This is a genomic window from Nonomuraea sp. NPDC050394 (genome assembly GCF_044459065.1).
Classification (GTDB): domain Bacteria; phylum Actinomycetota; class Actinomycetes; order Streptosporangiales; family Streptosporangiaceae; genus Nonomuraea.
On the sequence record NZ_JBITIO010000005.1, the window covers coordinates 393,226 to 414,200 of the forward strand.

Genomic DNA, 20,975 nt, shown 5'->3' on the forward strand with positions numbered 1-20,975 from the left:
GAGGCGTCACGTGACCACCACCTGGCCCGCACTTCTCACCACGCTGCTCGGCGGCGGGTCGCTGTCGGCGCGCGACAGCGCGTGGGCGATGGAGCAGATCATGTCGGGCACCGCGACCGACGCGCAGATCGCCGGTTTCGCCGTGGCCCTGCGCGCCAAGGGGGAGAGCGTCGAGGAGGTCGCCGGGCTCGCCGACGGGATGCTCGCCTGCTCGGCCGCGATCCGCATCCCGGGCGACCCCGTCGACCTGGTCGGCACCGGCGGCGACAGGGCCGGCACCGTCAACGTCTCCACCATGGCCGCGATCGTCGCCGCCGCGGCGGGGGCGAAGGTGGTCAAGCACGGCTCACGCTCGGCCAGCTCCGACTCCGGGGCGGCCGACGTGCTGGAGGAGCTCGGGGTCGCCATCTCCCTGGACCCGGCGGCGGTGGCCGAAGTGGCGGAGGAGGTGGGGATCACCTTCCTGTTCGCCCCGATCTTCCATCCCTTCCTGCGCCACGCCTCCAAGGCGCGCGGGCAGCTCGGCGTCCCGACCGTCTTCAACTTCCTCGGCCCGCTCACCAACCCCGCCCTGCCCGCCGCGCAGGCGGTCGGCGTCTTCCACCCGCGCATGGCCGAGGTGATCGCGGGCGTCCTCGCCGAGCGCGGCGGGTCCTCGCTGGTCTTCCGCGGCGACGACGGGCTCGACGAGCTGACCACCACAGGTCCGTCCACCGTCCACGTGGTACGGCGCGGCGCGGTGCACCGGACCGCCTTCGACCCGGCCGACCTCGGCATCCCCAGGGCCACCGTGGCCGACCTGCGCGGCGGCGACCCGGCCCACAACGCCGGCGTCGCCAGGCGGGTCCTGGCGGGAGAACCGGGCCCGGTGCGCGACATCGTCCTGCTGAACGCCGCCGCCGCCCTGGTCGCCGCCGACGGGACGCCACCGGCCGGCGACCTGACCGAGGCGCTGGGCAAGGCGATGGGGCGTACCGCCGACGCCGTGGACTCCGGCGCCGCCGCCGGCCTGCTCACCCGTTGGGCGGCGGCCACACAGGCGGCGTACCTCAGGAGAGGGAATGCGGACCCAGGAGCGCCTTGACGTCGGCGTGGAAGGCGGGGCCGGGGGTGACCGTGTAGGCGGGCAGGCTCATCAGGACGTCCTTGCCCGCCGCACGGCGTACCCGCAGGTGGACGGGGGTCTGGCCGGGATGCGTGGCCAGGACGCGCCTGAACTCCCGCACCAGCCGGATCGTCAGCTTCTCCTCCTCCAGCCGGATCACGAGCGGCTGGTCGGGCACCGTCAGGAACGTGACCTCCTCGCCGTAGACGCTCAGCGTCTCGTCGCGGACGTTGACCCGGCCGCTGACGGACACCACGTCGTCCTGCGCCAGCGACTCCCCGCACAGCGTGTAGACCTTGGGGAAGATGAGGCATTCGACGGCGGCCTCGTGGTCCTCCAGCGTGACGACGGCCCAGGGGTGCCCCTGCTTGGTCACCTTGCGTTGCAGGCCGGAGACGATGCCGCTGACCCGGGTTTTGGCGTCCTGACGGCCCGAGGACAGCAAAGCGGCGATCGTGGTGTCGCGGTGGGCGCGAAGGAGCTGCTCGGCGCCGTCCAGCGGGTGGCCGGAGACGTACAGGCCGAGCATCTCCCGCTCGTGGGCGAGCAGCGTCGGCTGGTCCCACTCCTCGTCGGGGATCGGGGCCGACAGGGCGTCCTCGGCGAACAGTGAGTCCTGGCCGTGGCCCTGGTTGCGTTTGAGGCCGACGACCGCGTCCACGGCCTGCTCGTGCACGGCGACCAGCGCCCTGCGGCGGTGTCCCAGGCTGTCGAACGCGCCCGCCTTGGCCAGCGACTCGATGACCCGCTTGTTGCAGACGGCGGCGGGCACTTTGCCGAGGAAGTCGTTGAAGTCGGTGTAGGGGCCCTTCTCGGTGCGGGTGGCGACGATGGCCTCCACGACGTTGGCGCCGATGTTGCGCACCGCGCCGAGGCCGAAGCGGATGTCGGCGCCGACCGCGGCGAAGTCCAGCCGGCTGGCGTTGACGTCGGGTGGCAGGACCTTGAGTCCGACGCGGCGGGCGTCGGCCAGGTAGACGGCCATCTTGTCCTTGTCGTCACCGACCGAGGTGAGCAGTGCGGCCAGGTACTCGCTGGGGTGGTTGGCCTTGAGGTAGGCGGTCCAGTAGGAGACCAGGCCGTATCCGGCGGTGTGCGACTTGTTGAAGCCGTAGCCGCTGAACGGGACCAGGACGTCCCAGACGGCCTTGATCGCCGGATCGGAGAAGCCGTTGGCGCGCATCCCGGTCGAGAACCGGTCCCATTCGGCGTCCAGCACCTCCTTCTTCTTCTTGCCCATGGCCCTGCGCAGCATGTCGGCGGCGCCCAGCGAGTACCCGGCGAGCTGCTGGGCGATGGCCATGACCTGCTCCTGGAAGACGACCAGGTGGTAGGTGTCGCCCAGGATCGGCTCCAGGGCCGACTCCAGCTCGGGGTGGATCGGCTCGACCGGCTGCCTGCCGGTCTTGCGCAGGGCGTAGTTGGTGTGGGCGTTCATCTCCATCGGGCCGGGCCGGTAGAGCGCGTTCACCGCGGCGATGTCGGTGAACGTGGTCGGCCGCATGAGCCGCAGCAGGACCCGCATGCCGCCGCTGTCCAGCTGGAAGACGCCGAGCGTGTCGCCGCGGGCCAGCAGTTCGTAGGTCCTGGCGTCGTCGAGCGGGACGTCGAGGATGTCGATGTCCACCCCCTTGTTCTCCCGTACGCCGGCTGTCGCGTCCTGGATGACGGTGAGGTTGCGCAGCCCGAGGAAGTCCATCTTCAGCAGGCCCATGTCCTCGGCCTGGGTGAAGGGGAAGGCGGTCACGACCGGGCCGTCGGCCTTGGGCTTGGCCAGAGGGAGTACGTCCAGCAGGGGCACGCTGGACAGGATGACGCCGGCGGCGTGGATGCCGGTGCCGCGGACCAGGCCCTCGACGCCGGTCGCCGTGTCGATCACCTGGCGGACCTCGGCGTCGGCGGCGTACATCTGCCGGAGTTCCGCCGCTTCGCCGTGGCGGGGGTGATCCTCGTCCTGGATGGCCTGCAGCGGGATCTCCTTGCCGCCCACGGCCGCGGGGAAGGCCTTGCTGATCCGGTCGCCGAGCGCGTACGGGTGGCCGAGCACGCGGCAGGCGTCCTTGACGGCGGCCTTGGCCTTGATCGTGTTGAAGGTGACGATCTGGCAGACGCGGTCGTCGCCGTACTTGCGGGTGACGTAGTCGATCATCTCGTCCCGGCGGCGGTCGTCGAAGTCGAGGTCCACGTCCGGCATGGTGATCCGCTCGGGGTTGAGGAACCGCTCGAAGATCAGCTTGTGCTCGATCGGGTCGAGCTCGGTGATGCCGGTGCAGTAGGCGACCATGGAGCCGGTGGCCGAACCTCTGCCGGGACCCAGGCCGATGCCGTTCTCGCGGGCGTGCCGGCAGATGTCGGAGACGACCAGGAAGTAGCCGGGGAAGCCCATGGCGTCGATGACCGACAGTTCGTACTCGATGCGGTCCAGGACCTCCCGCGGCGGGTCGCCGGCGTAGCGGCGGCGGGCGCCGCGCAGCGACTCCTCGCGCAGCCAGCTGGACTCGCTCTCGCCCTCCGGCACCGGGAACCTCGGCGTCAGGTCGCGGTGGGCGAAGACCTCGGCGTAGTCGCCGACCCGCTCGGCCACGAGCAGGGTGTTGTCGCAGGCCCCCGGCACCTCGGCGTCCCACTGGGCGCGCATCTCCTCGGCCGGCTTGAGGTAGTAGCCGCTGCCGCCGAACCGGAACCGGTCGGCGTCGGCCAGCCGCTTGCCGGTGCCGATGCACAGCAACGCGTCGTGCGCCTGGGACTGCGACTCGGTGACGTAGTGGGAGTCGTTGGTGGCCAGGGGCGGCAGGCCGAGCGCGGTGCCGATGCGCAGCAGGTCCTCGCGGACGCGGCGCTCGATGGCCAGGCCGTGGTCCATCAGCTCCAGGAAGTAGTTGCCGGGGCCGAAGACGTCGCGGTGGCGGGCGGCGGCGGCGAGCGCCTGGTCGTACTGGCCGAGGCGCAGCCGGGTCTGCACCTCGCCCGAGGGGCAGCCGGTCGTGGCGATGATGCCTTCGTGGTGCTCGGCCAGGAGTTCATCATCCACGCGCGGATATTTCTGGACGTGTCCCTCCAGCCAGGCCCGCGACTGCAGCCGGAACAGATTCCGCAGCCCCGCCGCGTCCGCCGCCCACATCGTCATGTGCGTGTACAGCCCGCGCCCCGAGACGTCGCCGCCCGCCCCGGTCTCGTCGTTGGAGCGCCGCAGCGACAGGTCCTCGCTCCAGAACACCGGCCGCCGGTCCCGCCGGGAGGCCGGCGCCACGTACGCCTCGATCCCGATCACCGGCTTGACGCCCGCCTCGCGCGCCGCCTGGTGGAACTCGTAGGCCCCGTGCACGTTGCCGTGATCGCTCATGGCCACGGCCGGCATCCCCAGCCTGACCGCCTCCGCCATGAGCGGCGCCACCTTGGCGGCGCCGTCCAGCATGCTGTACTCCGTGTGCACGTGCAGGTGTGCGAAGGACCTCATGCCACTCCTCCTGGTTGTACGCTCGGCGCGGAACCCGAGCATTCGATCCGAGGCCGATATGGGTTGTCCAACAAACGACACGCGGAAATGCACAACGAGTGGTTGTGGCAGGAGGTAGTAGTGGAAGGTCCCGAGCTCGACCTCGGCGCGGTGCGCGCGTTCGTGGCGATCGCCGAGGAACGCTTCTTCGGCGAGGCCGCCGCCCGCCTCGGCATCAGCCAGCAGGCCGTCTCCAAACGGATCGCGAAGCTGGAGTCAGACCTCGGGCTGACGTTGTTCTACCGCACGCGCGGCGGCGCCGACCTCACCCAGGACGGCGCCGCCTTCCTGACCCACGCCCGCGCCCTGGTGGGCCTGGCCGACCAGGCCGTCGAACTGGCCGGGCGGCGGCACCGGGCGCTGCGCGTGGACGTGCTGGACACCCGGGTGGCCTCCATCGAACTGGTCCGCTCCTTCCACCGCGCCCACGGCACGGCCGACATCGACGTCGTCACCTCCAACGGCCTCAGGAGCGCCCGAGAGAGCCTCGGCAAGGGCCACGTGGACGCCGTCTTCGCCCGCGCAGAGGGAGTGCTGCCCGACACGCTGGAAGCCGTCCCCGCCTACCTGGAACCGCTCTGTCTCCTGGTCGGCAGGACGCATCCCCTGGCCGGGCGCAGGCAGTTCGAGACGGCCGACCTGGCCGGGATGACCATCTGGATGCCGGGCAACGAGGAGGGCAGCGAGTGGGCCGGCTTCTACGCCGAGATGGCGGCCGCCTTCGGGTTCACGGTGGACACCTCGGGGCCGGACTTCGGCTGGGAGCACTTCGTGGAGACGGTGGCGGAGGGGGAGCGGGTCAGCTTCGCGGGCGAGCGGACCCGCATCCCCCGGCATCCGGACACGACACAGATCCCGCTGGTCAACCCGTCACCGGCCTATCCGTGCTCGCTGATCTCGCACCGTCAGAACCGGCGGGCGATCCTGCGGGCGTTCGTGGGGCACGTGCGAGAGGGGTTTCGCACCGTCGCCCCGGACCGGCACTGGCTGCCAGCCCGGGACCGGGAGGCGTTCTGCCGGGACCGGGAGGAGTTCGGCCGGGACCGGGAGGCGTTCGGCCGGCCGGGCGAACCTGGGTGACCTCGGGTGGTTCGCCCTTCGGGTGACCGGGGTGGTTCCCCGCTCGGGTGACCGGAGGGTTTCCCCGCTCGGGTGGGTTGTGGTGACCGGGGTGGTTCCCCTCGGGTGGGCTGTGGTGCTTTCCCCTCGGGCGGGCCGAGGGGTTTCCCTGTCGGGTGGTCAAGGGTGGTCGTTGCGGTGGGGCGTGTGTCCGACGTGGGAAGCGACCCCCACGATCGGCGCCCGCCCGCGTCGGCGGGTGGGGGTGGGGGCGGCTTCGCCGTAACGGATGGGCGGTCACGAAGCAACGTATGGGGTCAGGAAGCAACGTATGGGGTCAGGAGGCGGGCTTGGTCATGGAGAGCACGTCGAGGAGAGCGTCCAGCTGGGGCTCGGTGAGGGCGCCGTTGGCGACGTGGCCGCGTTCGATGACGACCTGGCGGATGGTCTTGCGTTCGGCCAGTGCCTGCTTGGCGACCTTGGCCGCCTCCTCGTAGCCGATGTAGCGGTTGAGCGGCGTCACGATTGACGGGGACGACTCGGCGTACTCGCGCAGGCGCTCCACGTTCGCCGTGATGCCGGACACGGTGCGGTCGGCGAGCAGGCGTGAGATGGCGGCCAGCAGGCGGATCGACTCCAGGATGTTGCGCGCCATCACCGGAAGCTGGACGTTCAGCTCGAACGTGCCAGAGGCGCCGGCGAACGTAATGGCCGCGTCGTTGCCGATGACCTGGGCGGCGACCATGGCCGTGGCCTCGGGGATGACGGGGTTCACCTTGCCCGGCATGATCGACGAGCCGGGCTGCAGGTCGGGCAGGTTGATCTCGCCGAGCCCTGCGCGGGGGCCCGAGCCCATCCAGCGCAGGTCGTTGGCGATCTTGTTCAGGGAGACGGCCACGACCTTGAGCTGCCCGGACAGCTCGACGATCGAGTCCTGCGCGCTCTGTGCCTCGAAGTGGTCGTCCGCCTCGCGGAAGGCGATGCCGGTCGCCTCGCGCAGCTTCGCGATCGCCTGCTCGGCGAAGCCCGGCGGAGTGTTGATGCCGGTGCCGACCGCGGTGCCGCCCAGGGGGAGTTCGAGCACGTGGGGCAGCGCCGAGCGCACGCGGGCCAGGCCGTGCTCGATCTGCGCGGCGTAGCCGCCGAACTCCTGGCCAAGGGTGACCGGCGTCGCGTCCATGAGGTGCGTACGTCCGGACTTCACGTGGTCGGCGAACTCCGCCGCCTTCGCGCGCAACGCCGCCGCCAGGTGCTCGAGGGAGGGCAGCAAGTGGAAGGTGACCTCGGTCGCGGCGGCCACGTGGATCGAGGTCGGGAAGACGTCGTTGGACGACTGCGAGGCGTTGACGTGGTCGTTCGGGTGTACGGGACGGCCCAGCCGCTCTTCCGCGAGGCTGGCGATCACCTCGTTGGCGTTCATGTTGGACGAGGTGCCGGAGCCGGTCTGGAAGACGTCGATGGGGAAGTGCGCGTCGTACTCGTTGTCGGCCACGTCGGCGGCCGCCTGCGCGATCGCCTCGGCCAGGTCCTTGTCGATCACGCCGAGCTCGCCGTTGACCTCCGCGGCCACGGCCTTGATCAGGCCGAGCGCGGCGATGTGGGCCGGCTCAAGCGGGCGGCCGGAGACCGGGAAGTTCTCCACGGCGCGCTGGGTCTGCGCCCGCCAGCGTGCCCCCGCCGGCACCCGGACCTCGCCCATGGAGTCATGCTCAATCCGAAACTCGCTCATGGCTCCCAGTCTGTCTCATGGGGGTCTGCCTCATGAGGGTGGTCAGCTGACGAGCGCCACGATGAGGATCGCGATGATGACCGCGGTCGCCGCCGCCACGGCCATGAGGATGAGCATGCCGCGCTTGTTGCCGGTCTGCGGGGGCTCCTGATTGGTCCCGGCGATGGCGAACAGGTCGGTGCCCAGCCCCTTCTCCTCGAAGATCGGCGGCGGCTGCGGTGGCTGCTGCTGCTGGGGGCGCATGTGCGGGGGCGGCGGGTAGACCTGCTGGCCGGGCGGGTAGACGCGCATGGTGTTGACGTCCCCCTCGTCGACCGGCGGCCGGCGCACGGGAGGAGCCGGGGGCTGGGGGCGGGACGTGGGGTGGGGCGCGGTGCCGGCCGAGGCCGGGTAGGCGGGGGCCTGGGGGTTGCGTACGGGCGGGGCGGGCGGCTGGGGGTTGCGTACGGGCGGGGCGGGCGGCTGGGGGTTGCGTACGGGCGGGGCGGGCGGCTGGGCCGGAGGACGGCCGGCCGTGGGCATCTGGGGTGGTTTGGGGACCCGTACGGCGATCGTGCGGTCCGGGTCGTAGCCCTCGGCGGGCCTCGGGGGCCGCGGCGGCGCCTTCGGCAGTTCGTCCTTGATGATCGGAATCTCGCTGGTGGGCGTGTCGGCGACCATCCTGAGCATGGTCTCGGCCTGCGCCGCGCTCAGCCGCTGCTTGTAGTCCTTGTTCAACAGCCCGGTCAGCGCCGGGCGCAACGGCCCGGCCTGCGTGGGCAGGTCCGCGTTCTCGCTGAGCAGCGCCGCCAGCGTCTCGGCGATCGACGAGCGCTCGTACGCCGGCCGTCCCTCGACCGCGAAGTACAGGGTCGCGCCAAGCGACCAGATGTCCGATTCCGGCCCGGTGTACTCGCCTCTGGCGCGTTCCGGAGCGGTGTAGCCGGGCGAGCCGATCACCATGCCGGTCTTGGTGAGCTTGCTGTCGCCCTCCTGCTTGGCGATGCCGAAGTCGGTCAGCACCACCCGCCCGCTCGCGGTGACGAGAACGTTGCCGGGCTTGACGTCGCGGTGGGTGATGCCCTGGGCGTGCGCGGCGCGCAGCGCGCCCAGCAGGTCGACACCGATCTCGGCGACGAGCCGCGGCGGCAGCGGGCCCTCTTCGTCGATGACCTGCTCAAGCGAACGGGCCTCGACCAGCTCCATGATGATCCACGGGCTGTTGTCCTCGATGATGACGTCGTGGATCGAGGCGACCGAGGGGTGGTTGATCCTGGAGGCGGTACGGCCTTCCCTGACCATGCGCTCGCGCAGCTCGGCACGCTGCTCCTCGCTGAGCCCGGGATCCTGGCGAATCTCCTTGACCGCCACGTCCCGGCCGAGGGCGCGATCACGGGCGCGCCACACGGTGCCCATGGTGCCCCGGCCAAGCGGGGCTGTCAGCTCGTAGCGCTCCGCGAGCAGGCGTGTGTGCTGTTCCGGCATGGGTAGAAGATATCGATTCTCGCTTAGGAAGTGCTTTACCCTCGCTTGCGAAGTTCTCGTGGCCAGAAGCGACGAGGAAGGCACAACTTTATCACCGCAGCTTTAAATCGGGCATAAGCCGACAGAGTGGGGCGTGGTTCCACACGCTTGCGGTGCACGCCCTCGCCCTGCCTGCGCTCCATCCTGGGCCCCGGTACGGCCAGCGCGGCCGCCGTGGCCTCCGCCCGATGCAGCCCGCGATGCGCGGGCCTGCGCGCGAAAGACGGGGTGGTGATCACCGGCGTCGGCCGCGCGCCCCTTTTCACCGGCAGCGGTTCCTCGGCCGAACCGCCCGCCGCCACGCGGGCCAGCATCAGCGAGGCGCGCACCGAGTCGAGCCGGGTCTCCGGGTCGATGCGCAGCAGGGCGTCGAGCACGGGCGCCAGCGGGCCCGCCTTGGCCATCGGGATCGGCTCGCCGCTGGTCAGGGCGGCCAGGGCGGCGGCAGCCGTACGCCGGCCATGGAGGCCTCTGCCCTCGGCGGCGGTGTAGAGGGTCGCGCCGAGCGACCACAGGTCGGCGGCGGGGCTGGCCTTGGCGCCGAGCACCCGCTCGGGCGCGATGTAGCCCGCGGACCCCAGCACGATGCCCGCCTGGGTGATCGAGACGTCGCCTTCCAGCGCGGCCAGGCCGAAGTCGGTGAGCACCGCGCGGTCCTCGGTCACCAGCACATTGCTGGGCTTCACGTCGCGGTGCAGGATGCCCTTGGCATGGACGGCGCGCAGCGCGCCCAGGATCTGCCGGCCGATCTCGGCGGCCTTGCGCGGGTGGAGCGGTCCGTCCTCAAGGATGAGCTGCTCCAGGGACTTGGCCTGGAGCAGCTCCATCACGATCCACGGCCGGTCGTCCTCGGTGACCACGTCGAAGACGGTGATGACCGAGGGGTGGGCGACCATCGCGGTGGCCCGGCCCTCGCGCTCGGTGCGGGCGCACAACTCCGCGCGCAGCTCTTCATCGAGTACGGCGGGCAGCCGCACCTCCTTGACCGCCACGTGCCGGTCAAGCAACTCGTCATGCGCTCGCCAAACGGTGCCCATGCCACCGCGGCCGACCGGCTCCAACAACCGGTAGCGCGCGGCGAGGAGGTAACCGGCGGGCGCACGCATGGCAGGCAGCTTACCTATTTGTGTAAACCGACCAGTAGAGGCCGGGCCGATAAAAAGTTGCGAACTTTGGTCAACTCGCTTGACTTGTGACGTCAGCGAACCTACGCGTTACGTCGTCCCAGTTGATTAGGCTCCACAGCTTCTCCACGTAGTCCGGGCGGACGTTGCGGTACTGCAGGTAGTACGCGTGCTCCCAGGCGTCGAAGACCAGGAGCGGCGTGCTGTTCATGCCGACGTTGCCATGGTGGTCGTAGACCTGCTCGACGATCAGGCGCTTGCCGAGCGGTTCCCATGCCAGGATTCCCCAGCCGGAACCCTGTACCCCGGCGGTGGCCGTCGTCAACTGCTTCTGGAAGGCCTCGAACGTGCCGAAGTGCTCGTCGATGGCCGCCCGCAGCGCGCCGTCGGGGCGGTCGCCGCCGTCGGGGGAGAGGTTCTCCCAGAAGATCGAGTGCAGCACGTGGCCGGAGAGGTTGAACGCGAACGTCTTCTCCAGGCCGACCAGCCCGCCGAACTCGCCCTTGTCGCGGGCCTCGGCGAGGCGCTCCAGGGTGTCGTTGGCGCCCTTGACGTACGCCGCGTGGTGCTTGGCGTGGTGCAGTTCCAGGATCTCGCCGGTGATGGCGGGCTCCAGCGCCGCGTAGTCGTAAGGCATGTCAGGAAGGGTGTACTCCCCCATGTGTCCTCCTAGTCGATCACTGGCATCCGACACTATTGCAACTATCTCGCAGCTGCATCAGACCTGCGACCTAGGTCTCGCTCTTCTTGCGAGTTATTCGCAACTAAGACATCATGGCAAGAGTCAGTTAGGTCCTGGTCGTGCGGGCGAGCGGTCTCCGTTCGCCCGCACCGCCGTTTGTGGCTGCGGCCGGTTCGTCCCCAACTCCCGTTGTAGGGGGACCCCTGAACCCGCTTACGAAACCCTTGTCGCGTCTTGTCAGTGGGTTGTAGGTGTGCGGTAAGAGGTACGGCGCAGAGTGAAGCCATGAAGCAGGCAGGCAGCCCCCGAAACTGTCGGTCCCGATCGTCAGAATGAGGGCAAGCGCCCAGACCTTAGGGACGTGATGAAGATGCGTCAGACCCAGATCCGGCCCCGTCCGAAGAAGCCCGCCGGGACCGCGCTGGACCTCCGCACTCCGTCAGGGCGCAAGCTGCCCTTCTGAAACCCCAAGCTTTTTCCAGGAGTCACCTGAGAGGTGCACGATGTGCAGTCACCAGCCGATCTGCCCCACTGCCTACTCCGCCGACCGTGAGGCGTCGCACGTGATCTCGGCCCACCCTGACCAGGGCTGGAGCTTGCTGTGCAACGGCGTGGTGCTGTTCGAGGACACCGGGTTGCTGCTGCCGGACGGCACGATCGTCGCTCCCCATCGGGAGCCGGTCGCCGCCTGAAGGCAAGGTCCTCCACCTTGGCGCGCTTCGCGCGTTGGAGGTTCCGGGCGTTTCTCCAGTCGAGCTGAAGCTCGACCCCTGTCGGTCCTCGCTCCGCTCGGGCCCCCTCCCCAAGGCGCGCCTCCGGCGCGCGTGGCTGGCGCCCCAGGGTCAGGACGAGACACGCGACCGGGAATCTCAGCCGACCTTCCAGACGCTCAGTCCTGGAGGCGATCTAGCTGGCGCCTTCCGCGTTTCGCCTTGGACGCCTCCGGCGGGAGCCTGGACAAGAGCACCAATACCGGGCTCAGTTTCCGTCTGACTCGCCGGCGCGTCGCCGCCATTCCGGCTCCTCATACAGGTCCGACCGCTGCCCCCTTCGCAGCCTGTTCTGCCAGAAGGCGGCCACGACGGCAGCGAGCACCAGGCCGGCCATCGCCGCGATGCCACCCGCTGACAGCAGCAGTTCCGGGGCCCAGGCGCTCATCCCGCCTACTGTGATCGCTCCCGCGAACACCAGCGTGAGCACGACCCGGTCCGTGGTGCCGGTGGATGGCCCCTGGTCGACGTTCTCGGTCGGCTTGACGCCTTCGGCCGGGAGCGGCTCCCACACCTGCCCGCACGCCGGGCAGCGCCATGGTGAGGGGTTTTCCGCAGGTCGGTCGCATTCGTGTGTGCCGGGCTGCTCGTCCACCTGATCAGCCTCCTCCGGCGGGTCAGCCGCGTTCGCGCTCGGCGGCTCTGGCCCGCCGTACCAACGTGTTCAGGTTGTCTGACCAGACCTGCACGTCAGCGCCCCTGTGCTTGGCGTGAACCCGTCGCAGCGCCGAGTAGGCTCGGCCATCCTTGGTGAAGGGTGTGAGCGGGCGCTTCACAGGCCCATGACGCATCACCTTCTGTCACGGCCAACTGCACGTCATGTAGCAGCATAAGCAACTCACGAGCCACCACGTGATGCATGTCGTACTCATCGAACCTGAGAACGGCATTGCGTTCGAACGGAACCACAGGTGGCAAGCAGGGAGCGAACACATCTGCCCGCACCCCGAAGGGCGAGCAGTCGCCCACGGTGAAGACGGCCGCGTTGCGCCGCAGATGCGAACACTGCGAAACCGCGTCCGGAATGCAGGCCGGGCACGTCGGCGGCGCGTTGGTGTAGCCGTCGCCGTCATCTCCATAACCGGATGACAACAGCCACCAGATCCGGCCCGTGTTCCGATCCACAGCCGACCGCGCGCAGACCTGGCACAGCCGTTTTTCCATGCAGCGCCACTGCCGCAGCGTGTTGACCGTCCTAAAGTCTGGCCGCCCCACGCGGTTCTGACTCTGCCGCAGTAGGAGGACGCCACTGCGGAAGTCGTTCCGATGGGGCACGGCGTAGCCCAGTCGCAGCCCACCATGGCGCGGCACCCACTTCAATGGAGGATTCTGAGCCTCTCCTGTCCACCCGATCACGTACGGGTAGCGAAAGGCCGTCTCTCTGGCCTTGGCGACAGCGCTCATGAGGCGCTCTCCCAGTAGCCGGGGATCAGCGCCGCTACGCATTCGGGATGGCTTCCTGAGATCACCTCGACCTTGTCCAGTCGCGGCTCGTTGTCCTCGCCCCACTGTGCCAGCTCAACCATGTAGCTACCGGAACGGGGGCCTATGGTTACGGTGGCGACCCGCCAACCGGCGTTCGCGTAGATGATGAGTTCCGGAGGATGCCAAAGGGGCTCACGGGTTACGGCGATCGTGATCGCGCACCGGTCGGTACGCCGCTGGATCAGTTGGGCGTTGATGCCTGCCGTCTTCAGATGCCCAAGAACCTGGTCAAGTGCCGCGTGGTGCGTGGCGGCTTCCTCTCCGGTGATTGGCTGGCAGAGCGGGATGCCACCCGATCCTGTGGTGTGTGTGGGCGCCATGGTTCGACGCTAGAAGTGGGCGTTTTCCAGGGGCAATGATGTTGCCCCTAGTTGCCCCCAATCAGTCGGCCTCCTTGGCGGCGGCGATCAGACGCCGCGCCTGGGCACCGTAGGCTGCGATGTTCGCAAAGGCCGCGAAGCGTTCCGCGTAGAGGGCAATCTCCCACTTTTGCGTTAGCTGAAGATGGCCGGACACCAGTTCAACGCTGACCATCTCATCATCGAACATGGTGAACCCTTCAACGGGCGCAGCATGAGGCGAATGGGCTCTTGGCGCACCCAAGGGAACGATCCCGAGCGATACAGACGGCAGGCGTGTGATGCTTTCTAGGTGGGCTAGCTGCGCCTGGAGAATTTCCCGGCCATACAGCCGATACCTGAGAGCTGACTCCTCAAGCAGGAACGCGAAGGTACGTCCCGGCTGCCGGAGAATTGCCTGCCTCGCCAGGCGCTCTTGGACGGCCGCCGACAGGTCGTCGGCCTGGACGTTGTGACGCTGCTGCACGGCGGTGAGAACTGCCGTCGCATAGTCCGCTGTCTGGAGTAACCCGGGGATCATTCTCGGCTCATACGTGCGCACGGATGTAGCTCGATCGAAGATCGGGCGCACGCCTTTTTGGGCGGCGCGCAGCCCGGCGCGATTGATCCGGCGGGAATCGGTCCACATCCCGGCTGCCTCGCCACGCGCGGCAAGCAGTTCGTTCGTGCGCTCTGGCGGCACCCCGCAGACACGGCACCAGGCCCGCAGGTCTTCAGCCGAGATCGGGCGTGCCCCACTCTCGATCTTGGACACCTTGGATCGCCCGTGCCATCCGGCAGCCTCGGCCAGCTCATCACCAGTCAGTCCCGCATCCTCACGGATCTCGCGGAGCTGACCGGCAAGCGCCTGTCTGGCCTGCTGGGCGCTGGAAGAGGACGACGACGGCACGGCTACTCGACACGGGGGGAGCTCATGGCCGGTATTCGTCGTGCGGGATGGCGAGATTCCATACCGCCTCGAATGCTGTCGAACACAGCTCGACCACGCGGGGATCGTCGCTGAACTGATGCCCCACCACTTCCCCGGCACCGTCGAACACCGAGAACCTGACCAGGCGGTTATCGAACACCCAGTAGGGGTTGCCCGGCAGGGCAAGCGCTGACGAGAGATGCCGGGGCAGCCAGCGCAGTTGTTCTCCAGCCGCCAGTTGGAACGCGGGCGCAACCGCGTGCATGTACCTGGTGTAGTCGCTCACCGGCTCCGAGACGATGCGAGCCCGCCGGACGGTTACGCCTCGCGCGACAGCGGGCGCTACGACATCGACCCATGCACGAGCCTGGTCGTGGTTGATGAAGTCTCGCCCGGCCTTGAACGCGATGAACCCTGGATCTGCCGTCATGTGTGCGTCGTGGATCTCCAGGTGTACGGCTGACACGGTGCAGTCTGCGAGCAGCTCAGCGAACGTCGGCTTTTTCGCGCTGGGTCCGAATATCTTCATCGGGCCTGGGGTGCTGCCCTTCGGCGAATCTGCGCTTTCCGCGTTCGTAGCTCCCACTGACCGCCTCCATGATGATTTCCGCCATCGCGGCCGGAAGCATCACAACCGCCTCGGTGTCCTTGATCCTGCTGTCGGAGTTGATCCACGCCAGGACGTCAGGGTCCATCACCAGATCGCCCTGGAAGTAGAAGTTGCCCGTCTCCGGATCTACGAACACTGCCGGACAGTCGTCGGTGGCGTTGTCCGGGTCTACACCCACGAACTCTAGCCACATGCGCCTCTCCCCACTGGTGGAGTTGCCCAATGTTGCCCTGGCATGGTGAGCCTGCGCCCTGTGGGGTTGGAGCGTCAAGGAAGAGTTGGGTGTCGCCCGCGAGCCGGTCTGATGCGGATGTCGCCCCGGAACGACGAGAAGCCCCGGACTTCGCACACGCCAAGTCCGAGGCCTGCGGGAACAACAAGGCCCCTATCAGGACCGGGATCTATCTAGCGCGGCGGACGGGTGATCGACAGGACGGGGCCGGTCCGGTCGGTGAAGAAGTCCTCGCCCTTGTCGTCGACCACGATGAACGCCGGGAAGTCCGCCACCTCGATCTTCCACACGGCCTCCATCCCCAATTCGGGATACTCCAGGACCTCGACCTTCTTGATGCAGTCCTGTGCCAGCCGCGCCGCCGGCCCGCCGATGGAGCCGAGGTAGAACCCGCCGTACGCCGCGCAGGCGTCGGTCACCTGCTTGGAGCGGTTGCCCTTGGCCAGCATCACCATGGATCCGCCCGCGGCCTGGAACCGTTCGACGTAGGAGTCCATCCGGCCCGCGGTCGTCGGGCCGAAGGAGCCGGAGGCGTACCCCTCGGGCGTCTTGGCGGGGCCGGCGTAGTAGACCGCGTGGTCCTTCAGGTACTGCGGCATCTCGCCGCCGTTGTCCAGCAGTTCGCCGATCTTCGCGTGGGCGATGTCGCGGGCGACGACGAGCGGGCCGGTGAGCGACAGTCGCGTCTTGACCGGATATTTCGTAAGCTCGGAGAGGATCTCGTGCATCGGGCGGTTGAGGTTGATCTCCACGACGTCGTCGGACAGGTGCTCGTCCGTGGTCTCCGGCAGGAAGCGGGCCGGGTCGGTCTCCAGCTTCTCCAGGAAGACGCCCTCCGGCGTGATCTTCGCCAGCGCCTGCCGGTCCGCCGAGCACGACACCGCGATCGCCACCGGGCAGGACGCCCCGTGCCGCGGCAGCCTGATCACCCGCACGTCGTGGCAGAAGTACTTACCGCCGAACTGTGCCCCGATGCCGAGCTTCTGGGTCAGCTCGAACACCTTCTTCTCCAGCTCCACGTCACGGAAGCCGTGCCCGGTCGCCGACCCCTCCGTGGGCAGCGCGTCGAGGTAGCGGGCGCTGGCGTACTTGGCCGTCTTCAGCGCGTACTCCGCGCTGGTGCCGCCCACGACCACCGCCAGATGGTACGGCGGGCAGGCCGCCGTACCCAGTGAGCGGATCTTCTCCTCCAGGAACGCCAGCATGCGCTTCTCGTTGAGCACCGCCTTGGTCTCCTGGTACAGGAACGACTTGTTGGCCGACCCGCCGCCCTTGGCCATGAAGAGCAGCTTGTAACTGTCGTCGCCCTCGGCGTACAGCTCGATCTGGGCGGGCAGGTTGCTGCCGGTGTTCTTCTCCTCCCACATCGTCAGCGGCGCCATCTGCGAGTAGCGGAGGTTGAGCTTGGTGTAGGCGTCGTAGACGCCGCGGGAGATGTGCTCGGCGTCGCGCCCGTCGGTGAGCACGTGGCGCCCGCGCTTGCCCATGACGATCGCGGTGCCGGTGTCCTGGCACATGGGCAGTACGCCGCCGGCCGAGATCGACGCGTTCTTGAGCAGGTCGAGCGCGACGAAGCGGTCGTTGCCGCTCGACTCGGGGTCATCGACGATCTTCCGCAACTGGGCCAGGTGGCTGGGCCGTAGATAGTGGGAGATGTCGTGGATCGCGGTCTCGGTCAGCGACCGCAGCACCTCGGGGTCGACTTCGAGGAACGTCCGCCCGGCCGCCTCGACCTTCCGCACCCCCTCCGTGGTGATGAGCCGGTACTCGGTCTCGTCGGCGCCAAGCGGAAGCAGGTCGGTGTAGTCGAACTCGGGCATTCTCTCGATCCTTTCGGTCCCCTAGAGGGTACGCCCACCGGAGGTCAGCGCCCGCCCGCCTGCCGGGCGGCGGCTTCCACCCGGGCGAGGCGTTTCTCCCACCACGCGGCCTCGACGGAGGGGAGGTTGTCGTTGCTCCGGCGCAGCCCGGCGGCGCCGTCGATCAGCTCCCTGACGATGTCGGCGTGCCCGGCGTGCCGGTTCGTCTCGGCCGTCATGTGGACGAGCAGCAGATGGAGGGTGGGGTGCCGGCGCTCCTCCGGCCACCAGGGCACGGTGCCGGTGGTGTCGAGGTCCAGTTCCTCGATGGTGGCGTCGGCGTGGGCGCGCGCCCGCTCGTACAGGCTCAGGATGTCGGCGCGTGACTCCTCCGGTGTGGCCCAGAGGTCGGAGTTGAACTCGGCGTCCTCGCTGATCCAGGGCATCGGCTCGGGGAAGAGCCGCCCGAACACGCTTCCGAAGTAGCCGGCCTCGACCCCGGCCAGGTGCTTGACCAGACCGAGCAGGTTGGTGCCCGTCGGCGTCATCGGCCGGCGTGCGTCGTACTCCGCCAGTCCCTCCAGCTTCCACACCACGGCGTCGCGGGCGTCGCGCAGGTAGCGGTGGAGCTGCGCCTTGTGATCGGTCATGCTCAGAGTCTCCTGCACGGGAAAGGGGTGTTCCAGCAATGGTCAGGGATGACTTCCTCGCCGCCGCCCGCTCGGCGGCCGGGCTGCTGCGCGCGCCGGAGGTGGCCGCGGCCTGGGCCGGTCCGAGCGCGCTCGCCGACTTCAGCGTGTCCGGCCTCGCCGGGCATCTCGCCTATCAGGTTCTGGGTGTACGGCAGGCGCTGGCCGGCCCGGTTCCCGAGGAGGAGACGGTCACCCTGCTCGGCCACTACGCCCGCGTGGAATGGATCGGATCGGCTCCCGACGACCCGGTGAACGTCCGGATCAGGGACGGCGGCGAGCAGGTCGCCGCAGAGGGCGCGGACGCCCTGGCCGATGCGCTCGACGCGGCGGTGGACGAGCTGACGCGGACGCTGGCCGTGGTGCCGGAGCGGGCGGTGCGCATCCCGCTGTGGGGGCCGTGGTCGCTGTCGTTGTCCGACTTTCTCCGCACGCGGATGATGGAGCTGGCGGTGCACAGCGACGATCTGGCCGTGAGCGTGGGGGTGGCGACTCCGGTTCTGCCCGACGGGGTGATGGAGACGGTGATCGACCTGCTGGCGCGGCTGGCCGTACGGCGTCATGGGGGGACTGAGGTGTTGCGGGCGCTGTCCCGGGCCGAGCGTTCGCCGGGGAGCATCGCCGCCTTCTGAATGAGACGAGACGGTCCGTCTTGACATGGGTGGGGCGCGCCTGCATACTTCTCGAAGCGAGACGAACCGTCTCGGTTCACTTTCTGGGGAGACACAGTATGCGTACCGCCCAAACGTGGTTCATCACCGGTGCCAGCCGCGGCCTCGGCCGCGCGTTCACGGAGGCCGCGCTGGAGCGCGGCGACAAGGTGGCGGCCGTGGCCAGGAACGTCGAGCCCTTGCGTGAGCTGGGGGAGAAGTACCCGGACGGGCTGCTGGTCCAGGTGCTCGACGTGACCGACCGGGACGCGGTGTTCGCGACCGTGAAGGCCGCGCACGAGCACTTCGGCCGCCTGGACATCGTGGTCAACAACGCCGGGACCATGTCCTCCGGCATGATCGAGGAGTTCACCGAGCAGGAGGCCAGGGCTCAGTTCGAGGTCAACTTCTTCGGGGCGTTGTGGGTGGCGCAGGCGGCGATGCCGTACCTGAGGGAGCAGAGGTCGGGGCACATCGTTCAGATCTCCAGCATCGGGGCGCTCGGCGCGTTCCCCACGACGGGCCTGTACAGCGCGAGCAAGTTCGCGCTTGAGGGCATGAGCGAGGCGCTGGCCATGGAGGCCGCCCAGTTCGGGGTCAAGCTCACGATGGTCCAGCCGGGCGGCTACTGGACGGATCTGTACACGAGCATGGCCACGGCCGAGCCGCGCCCGGAGTACGCGGAGCTGCGGGCCGAGCTGGCCAGGCAGTGGGCGGAGGGCTCGGTGGACAGCGAGCCGCGCCTGGCCGCCGAGGCCATGCTGAAGCTGGTCGACAGCCCCAACCCGCCGCTGCGGCTCCTGCTCGGCAGCCTGGTCTACGACCTGGCGTTCAGCGTCTCCCAGCAGCGTATGGAGACGTGGGCCGCCTGGGAGGAGGTCAGCCGGGCGGCCGAGAAGGCGGTGCCCGCTCCCGGGCTCAGTGCGTGAGCATGGAGACGGCGGTGTCCACGGCCTCGGCCACGTCGTCGTCCTGCGGGTACAGCAGCGCCCGGCCCGCGACCAGCCCGCGCACGCCGGGCAACTGCAGGGCCTTGCGCCACGCCGCGTACGCGAGGTCGGGCGCCTCGCCGGGATCGCCGCCCAGCAGAAGCGTGGGCAGGGTGGTGGCGGCCATGACACGCTCCATGTCCGCCACGACCGGGATCTTCAGCCAGGTCCTGGCCGAGGTCGCGCCGAGACCCTGGGCGACGTTGACGGCCCTGATGACGCCCTCAGGCGACAGGTCGTGGCCGGAGCGCGCCGACCAGAACGGCTCGACCATGGCGATCAGGCCACCGGCCGCGAGCTCGGTCACCGCCCTGCCGCAGGACTCCAGCGTGGCGGCGGTGCCCGGCTCGTCGAGGGCGATGCGGCAGAGCATCTTGCCGCCGTCCAGCCGCATCCGGGCGATCGTCGGCACATCGTAGGCGGTGAAGCGGTCGTCGAACTCGAAGGCCGCTCCCTGGATGCCGCCCCGGTTCATGGAGCCGATCACGATCTTGCCGTGCAGCGCGCCGAGCAGCAGCAGGTCCTCGACCACGTCCGGCGTGGCCAGCAGCCCGTCCACGCCCGGCCTGGCCAGCGCGGTCACCAGGCGGTCGAGCAGCTCCACCCGGCTGCCCATGGCCAGCGGGCGGCGGCCCGCCCCGAGCGCGCCGCGCGCGGGATGGTCGGCCGCGATGATCATGAGCTGGCCCCGGGCGCCGGTGGCGGGACGGCGCCGCCGCGAGGCCGCCGCGTCCGCGATGCGCTCCGGGTACAGGGCCCTGATCTGCCTGATCTCGCGGTAGTCAGTCAAGGCCCACCATCACGACACCTCCGTGATCTCTGTGATCTCGACGGGACGCCGCTCGCGCCGCGACAGCTCCGCCGCCTCGGCCACGTAGAGGGCGGCCAGCGCGTCCTCGATCGTGCACTGACTGGTCGAACCACGCAGAAAGGCATCGATCTCAAGCGTGTACGCGTCGGCGAACCGGCTGACGAAGTCCGGCCAGGGCGGCCCGTCGAACCCGCTGATCGGCGCGCGCGGGCCCAGCCCGACCGCGTGGGTGGCCTTGCTGCCGGCCAGTTCCATCCGCACGTCGTAACCGGCGCCGTTGTAGCGCGAGCCCTGAAGGGTGGCCAGCGTGCCGTCGTCGAGCGTGAGCAGCGCGGCGCTGGTGTCCACGTCCCCCGCGGCGGCGAAGAAGCCGGCCGGGCCCAGGTTGGCGCCGGTGGCGTAGACGGTGGCCACCTCGCGGCCGGTGATCCAGCGCACGAGGTCGAAGTCGTGGATGTGACAGTCGCGGAAGATCCCGCCCGAGGTGGCGACGTACTCGGCGGACGGCGGAGCCGGATCCGCGGTGATGAGGTGGAGCCGGTGCAGCTCGCCCAGCTCACCCGCGCGCAGCGCCCGCGCGGCCGCGGCGAAACCGGGGTCGAAGCGGCGCTGGAAGCCGATCTGCACGTGCGCGCCCTTCTTGGCGGCCAGTCGGGCCAGCGCGCGGGTCTCCTCGACGGTCGCGGCGACCGGCTTCTCGCAGAAGGCCGGGATGCCGCGCTCCATGGCCGTCCTCAGCAGCTCGGCGTGCGTTCCGGTCGGCGTGGCGATGACCAGCGCGTCGCAGGTGAACGGGTCACCCGGCCGCCCGTGCGGCGACGTGCGCACGGGGTCGGCGACGACCAGTTCCTCGACGAGCGGGTGGGCGGCCAGCGTGGCCGCGTGGAAGGCTCCGATCCTGCCCAGGCCGAGCAGTCCCACGCGCATCGCGCCTCCAAGGGTGTCGGTCTTCTTTCTAGGCGACGCCTCTGTC

General features: G+C 69.4%; 20 protein-coding genes. 5 read left to right on the forward strand and 15 right to left on the reverse strand.

Translation table 11 applies throughout. The annotated features are described in order from the left end of the window. Window positions 1-10: 10 nt before the first annotated feature. On the forward strand, window positions 11-1,084 hold the full coding sequence (trpD, locus tag ACIBKY_RS22755; RefSeq protein ID WP_397099073.1) for an anthranilate phosphoribosyltransferase: 1,074 nt from the start codon (window positions 11-13) through the stop codon (window positions 1,082-1,084). Here the strand turns inward: trpD and dnaE are convergent. Further along, window positions 1,050-4,562 (reverse strand): DNA polymerase III subunit alpha, encoded by a 3,513-nt coding sequence (gene dnaE / locus ACIBKY_RS22760; protein ID WP_397099075.1) that lies wholly within the window; start codon window positions 4,560-4,562, stop codon window positions 1,050-1,052. The two genes, trpD and dnaE, sit on opposite strands and share 35 nt — an antisense overlap. 120 nt (window positions 4,563-4,682) lie before the next feature. Here dnaE and ACIBKY_RS22765 point away from each other — a divergent pair, with 120 nt between their 5' ends. Further along, window positions 4,683-5,681, forward strand: coding sequence for a LysR family transcriptional regulator (locus tag ACIBKY_RS22765; RefSeq protein WP_397099077.1), 999 nt, complete (start codon window positions 4,683-4,685; stop codon window positions 5,679-5,681). Window positions 5,682-5,997: 316 nt separating this feature from the next. Here ACIBKY_RS22765 and ACIBKY_RS22770 read toward each other — a convergent pair whose 3' ends face one another. The 4 genes from ACIBKY_RS22770 to ACIBKY_RS22785 all read right to left on the reverse strand — a co-directional run bounded on the left by ACIBKY_RS22770 (window position 5,998) and on the right by ACIBKY_RS22785 (window position 10,677). Then, a complete protein-coding gene (locus ACIBKY_RS22770) occupies window positions 5,998-7,389 on the reverse strand; it encodes a class II fumarate hydratase (protein ID WP_397099079.1) in 1,392 nt (463 codons plus the stop codon). 42 nt (window positions 7,390-7,431) lie between these two features. After that, entirely contained in the window at window positions 7,432-8,937 is a 1,506-nt protein-coding gene (locus tag ACIBKY_RS22775) for a protein kinase (RefSeq protein ID WP_397099081.1), read from the reverse strand. Further along, the gene (locus ACIBKY_RS22780) at window positions 8,889-9,998 is read right to left on the reverse strand and encodes a serine/threonine-protein kinase (protein ID WP_379610702.1); all 1,110 of its coding nucleotides are present in this window, start codon (window positions 9,996-9,998) and stop codon (window positions 8,889-8,891) included. Before ACIBKY_RS22780 ends, ACIBKY_RS22775 begins: the two co-directional genes overlap by 49 nt. Before the next feature lie 70 nt (window positions 9,999-10,068). Further along, window positions 10,069-10,677, reverse strand: coding sequence for a superoxide dismutase (locus ACIBKY_RS22785; protein ID WP_379610701.1), 609 nt, complete (start codon window positions 10,675-10,677; stop codon window positions 10,069-10,071). A gap of 524 nt (window positions 10,678-11,201) precedes the next feature. On the opposite strand from ACIBKY_RS22785, the gene ACIBKY_RS22790 reads away from it, so the two are divergent. After that, window positions 11,202-11,390, forward strand: a complete 189-nt coding sequence (locus ACIBKY_RS22790) for a DUF5999 family protein (RefSeq protein ID WP_397099083.1) — start codon at window positions 11,202-11,204, stop codon at window positions 11,388-11,390. A 286-nt stretch (window positions 11,391-11,676) separates the two neighbouring features. Here ACIBKY_RS22790 and ACIBKY_RS22795 read toward each other — a convergent pair whose 3' ends face one another. From ACIBKY_RS22795 to ACIBKY_RS22830, 8 genes are all read right to left on the reverse strand, one after another. Further along, window positions 11,677-12,063: a hypothetical protein gene (locus tag ACIBKY_RS22795; protein ID WP_397099085.1), complete on the reverse strand. Its 387-nt coding sequence runs from the start codon at window positions 12,061-12,063 to the stop codon at window positions 11,677-11,679. A gap of 95 nt (window positions 12,064-12,158) precedes the next feature. Continuing rightward, window positions 12,159-12,872: a hypothetical protein gene (locus ACIBKY_RS22800; RefSeq protein ID WP_397099087.1), complete on the reverse strand. Its 714-nt coding sequence runs from the start codon at window positions 12,870-12,872 to the stop codon at window positions 12,159-12,161. Then, the gene (locus tag ACIBKY_RS22805) at window positions 12,869-13,273 is read right to left on the reverse strand and encodes a hypothetical protein (protein WP_397099089.1); all 405 of its coding nucleotides are present in this window, start codon (window positions 13,271-13,273) and stop codon (window positions 12,869-12,871) included. Before ACIBKY_RS22805 ends, ACIBKY_RS22800 begins: the two co-directional genes overlap by 4 nt. A gap of 61 nt (window positions 13,274-13,334) precedes the next feature. Next, window positions 13,335-14,201 carry a helix-turn-helix domain-containing protein gene (locus tag ACIBKY_RS22810; protein WP_397099091.1) on the reverse strand — a complete coding sequence of 289 codons (867 nt, stop codon included), beginning with the start codon at window positions 14,199-14,201 and terminating at the stop codon, window positions 13,335-13,337. Window positions 14,202-14,223: 22 nt separating this feature from the next. Further along, complete coding sequence (locus ACIBKY_RS22815; protein WP_397099093.1) at window positions 14,224-14,751, reverse strand: DUF6879 family protein; 528 nt, start codon at window positions 14,749-14,751, stop codon at window positions 14,224-14,226. Beyond that, the gene (locus ACIBKY_RS22820; RefSeq protein ID WP_397099095.1) at window positions 14,708-15,025 is read right to left on the reverse strand and encodes a hypothetical protein; all 318 of its coding nucleotides are present in this window, start codon (window positions 15,023-15,025) and stop codon (window positions 14,708-14,710) included. Before ACIBKY_RS22820 ends, ACIBKY_RS22815 begins: the two co-directional genes overlap by 44 nt. A gap of 212 nt (window positions 15,026-15,237) precedes the next feature. Next, entirely contained in the window at window positions 15,238-16,884 is a 1,647-nt protein-coding gene (locus ACIBKY_RS22825; protein ID WP_397099097.1) for a fumarate hydratase, read from the reverse strand. 44 nt (window positions 16,885-16,928) lie between these two features. Then, window positions 16,929-17,513 carry a DinB family protein gene (locus ACIBKY_RS22830; protein WP_397099099.1) on the reverse strand — a complete coding sequence of 195 codons (585 nt, stop codon included), beginning with the start codon at window positions 17,511-17,513 and terminating at the stop codon, window positions 16,929-16,931. A gap of 38 nt (window positions 17,514-17,551) precedes the next feature. On the opposite strand from ACIBKY_RS22830, the gene ACIBKY_RS22835 reads away from it, so the two are divergent. Together ACIBKY_RS22835 and ACIBKY_RS22840 are read left to right on the forward strand one after the other, a co-directional pair. Beyond that, a complete protein-coding gene (locus tag ACIBKY_RS22835; RefSeq protein ID WP_397099101.1) occupies window positions 17,552-18,184 on the forward strand; it encodes a maleylpyruvate isomerase N-terminal domain-containing protein in 633 nt (210 codons plus the stop codon). Between the two features lie 98 nt (window positions 18,185-18,282). Further along, window positions 18,283-19,131, forward strand: coding sequence for an SDR family oxidoreductase (locus ACIBKY_RS22840; RefSeq protein WP_397099103.1), 849 nt, complete (start codon window positions 18,283-18,285; stop codon window positions 19,129-19,131). On the opposite strand, the gene ACIBKY_RS22845 is transcribed toward ACIBKY_RS22840, so the two are convergent. Further along, window positions 19,121-19,981 carry a deoxyribose-phosphate aldolase gene (locus tag ACIBKY_RS22845; protein WP_397099105.1) on the reverse strand — a complete coding sequence of 287 codons (861 nt, stop codon included), beginning with the start codon at window positions 19,979-19,981 and terminating at the stop codon, window positions 19,121-19,123. The genes ACIBKY_RS22840 and ACIBKY_RS22845 overlap by 11 nt on opposite strands. A gap of 9 nt (window positions 19,982-19,990) precedes the next feature. Further along, window positions 19,991-20,929: a Gfo/Idh/MocA family oxidoreductase gene (locus ACIBKY_RS22850; protein WP_397099107.1), complete on the reverse strand. Its 939-nt coding sequence runs from the start codon at window positions 20,927-20,929 to the stop codon at window positions 19,991-19,993. Window positions 20,930-20,975: the final 46 nt, after the last annotated feature.

Bases quoted from the DNA above. Each gene is read 5' to 3' on its own strand.
- dnaE (WP_397099075.1), bottom strand. From the start codon at position 4,562: ATGAGGTCCTTCGCACACCTGCACGTGCACACGGAGTACAGCATGCTG.
- ACIBKY_RS22850 (WP_397099107.1), bottom strand. From the start codon at position 20,929: ATGCGCGTGGGACTGCTCGGCCTGGGCAGGATCGGAGCCTTCCACGCG.
- ACIBKY_RS22790 (WP_397099083.1), top strand. From the start codon at position 11,202: ATGTGCAGTCACCAGCCGATCTGCCCCACTGCCTACTCCGCCGACCGT.
- ACIBKY_RS22800 (WP_397099087.1), bottom strand. From the start codon at position 12,872: ATGAGCGCTGTCGCCAAGGCCAGAGAGACGGCCTTTCGCTACCCGTAC.
- ACIBKY_RS22770 (WP_397099079.1), bottom strand. From the start codon at position 7,389: ATGAGCGAGTTTCGGATTGAGCATGACTCCATGGGCGAGGTCCGGGTG.
- ACIBKY_RS22830 (WP_397099099.1), bottom strand. From the start codon at position 17,513: ATGACCGATCACAAGGCGCAGCTCCACCGCTACCTGCGCGACGCCCGC.
- ACIBKY_RS22780 (WP_379610702.1), bottom strand. From the start codon at position 9,998: ATGCGTGCGCCCGCCGGTTACCTCCTCGCCGCGCGCTACCGGTTGTTG.
- ACIBKY_RS22785 (WP_379610701.1), bottom strand. From the start codon at position 10,677: ATGGGGGAGTACACCCTTCCTGACATGCCTTACGACTACGCGGCGCTG.
- ACIBKY_RS22825 (WP_397099097.1), bottom strand. From the start codon at position 16,884: ATGCCCGAGTTCGACTACACCGACCTGCTTCCGCTTGGCGCCGACGAG.
- ACIBKY_RS22840 (WP_397099103.1), top strand. From the start codon at position 18,283: ATGCGTACCGCCCAAACGTGGTTCATCACCGGTGCCAGCCGCGGCCTC.
- ACIBKY_RS22820 (WP_397099095.1), bottom strand. From the start codon at position 15,025: ATGTGGCTAGAGTTCGTGGGTGTAGACCCGGACAACGCCACCGACGAC.
- ACIBKY_RS22805 (WP_397099089.1), bottom strand. From the start codon at position 13,273: ATGGCGCCCACACACACCACAGGATCGGGTGGCATCCCGCTCTGCCAG.
- ACIBKY_RS22835 (WP_397099101.1), top strand. From the start codon at position 17,552: ATGGTCAGGGATGACTTCCTCGCCGCCGCCCGCTCGGCGGCCGGGCTG.
- ACIBKY_RS22815 (WP_397099093.1), bottom strand. From the start codon at position 14,751: ATGAAGATATTCGGACCCAGCGCGAAAAAGCCGACGTTCGCTGAGCTG.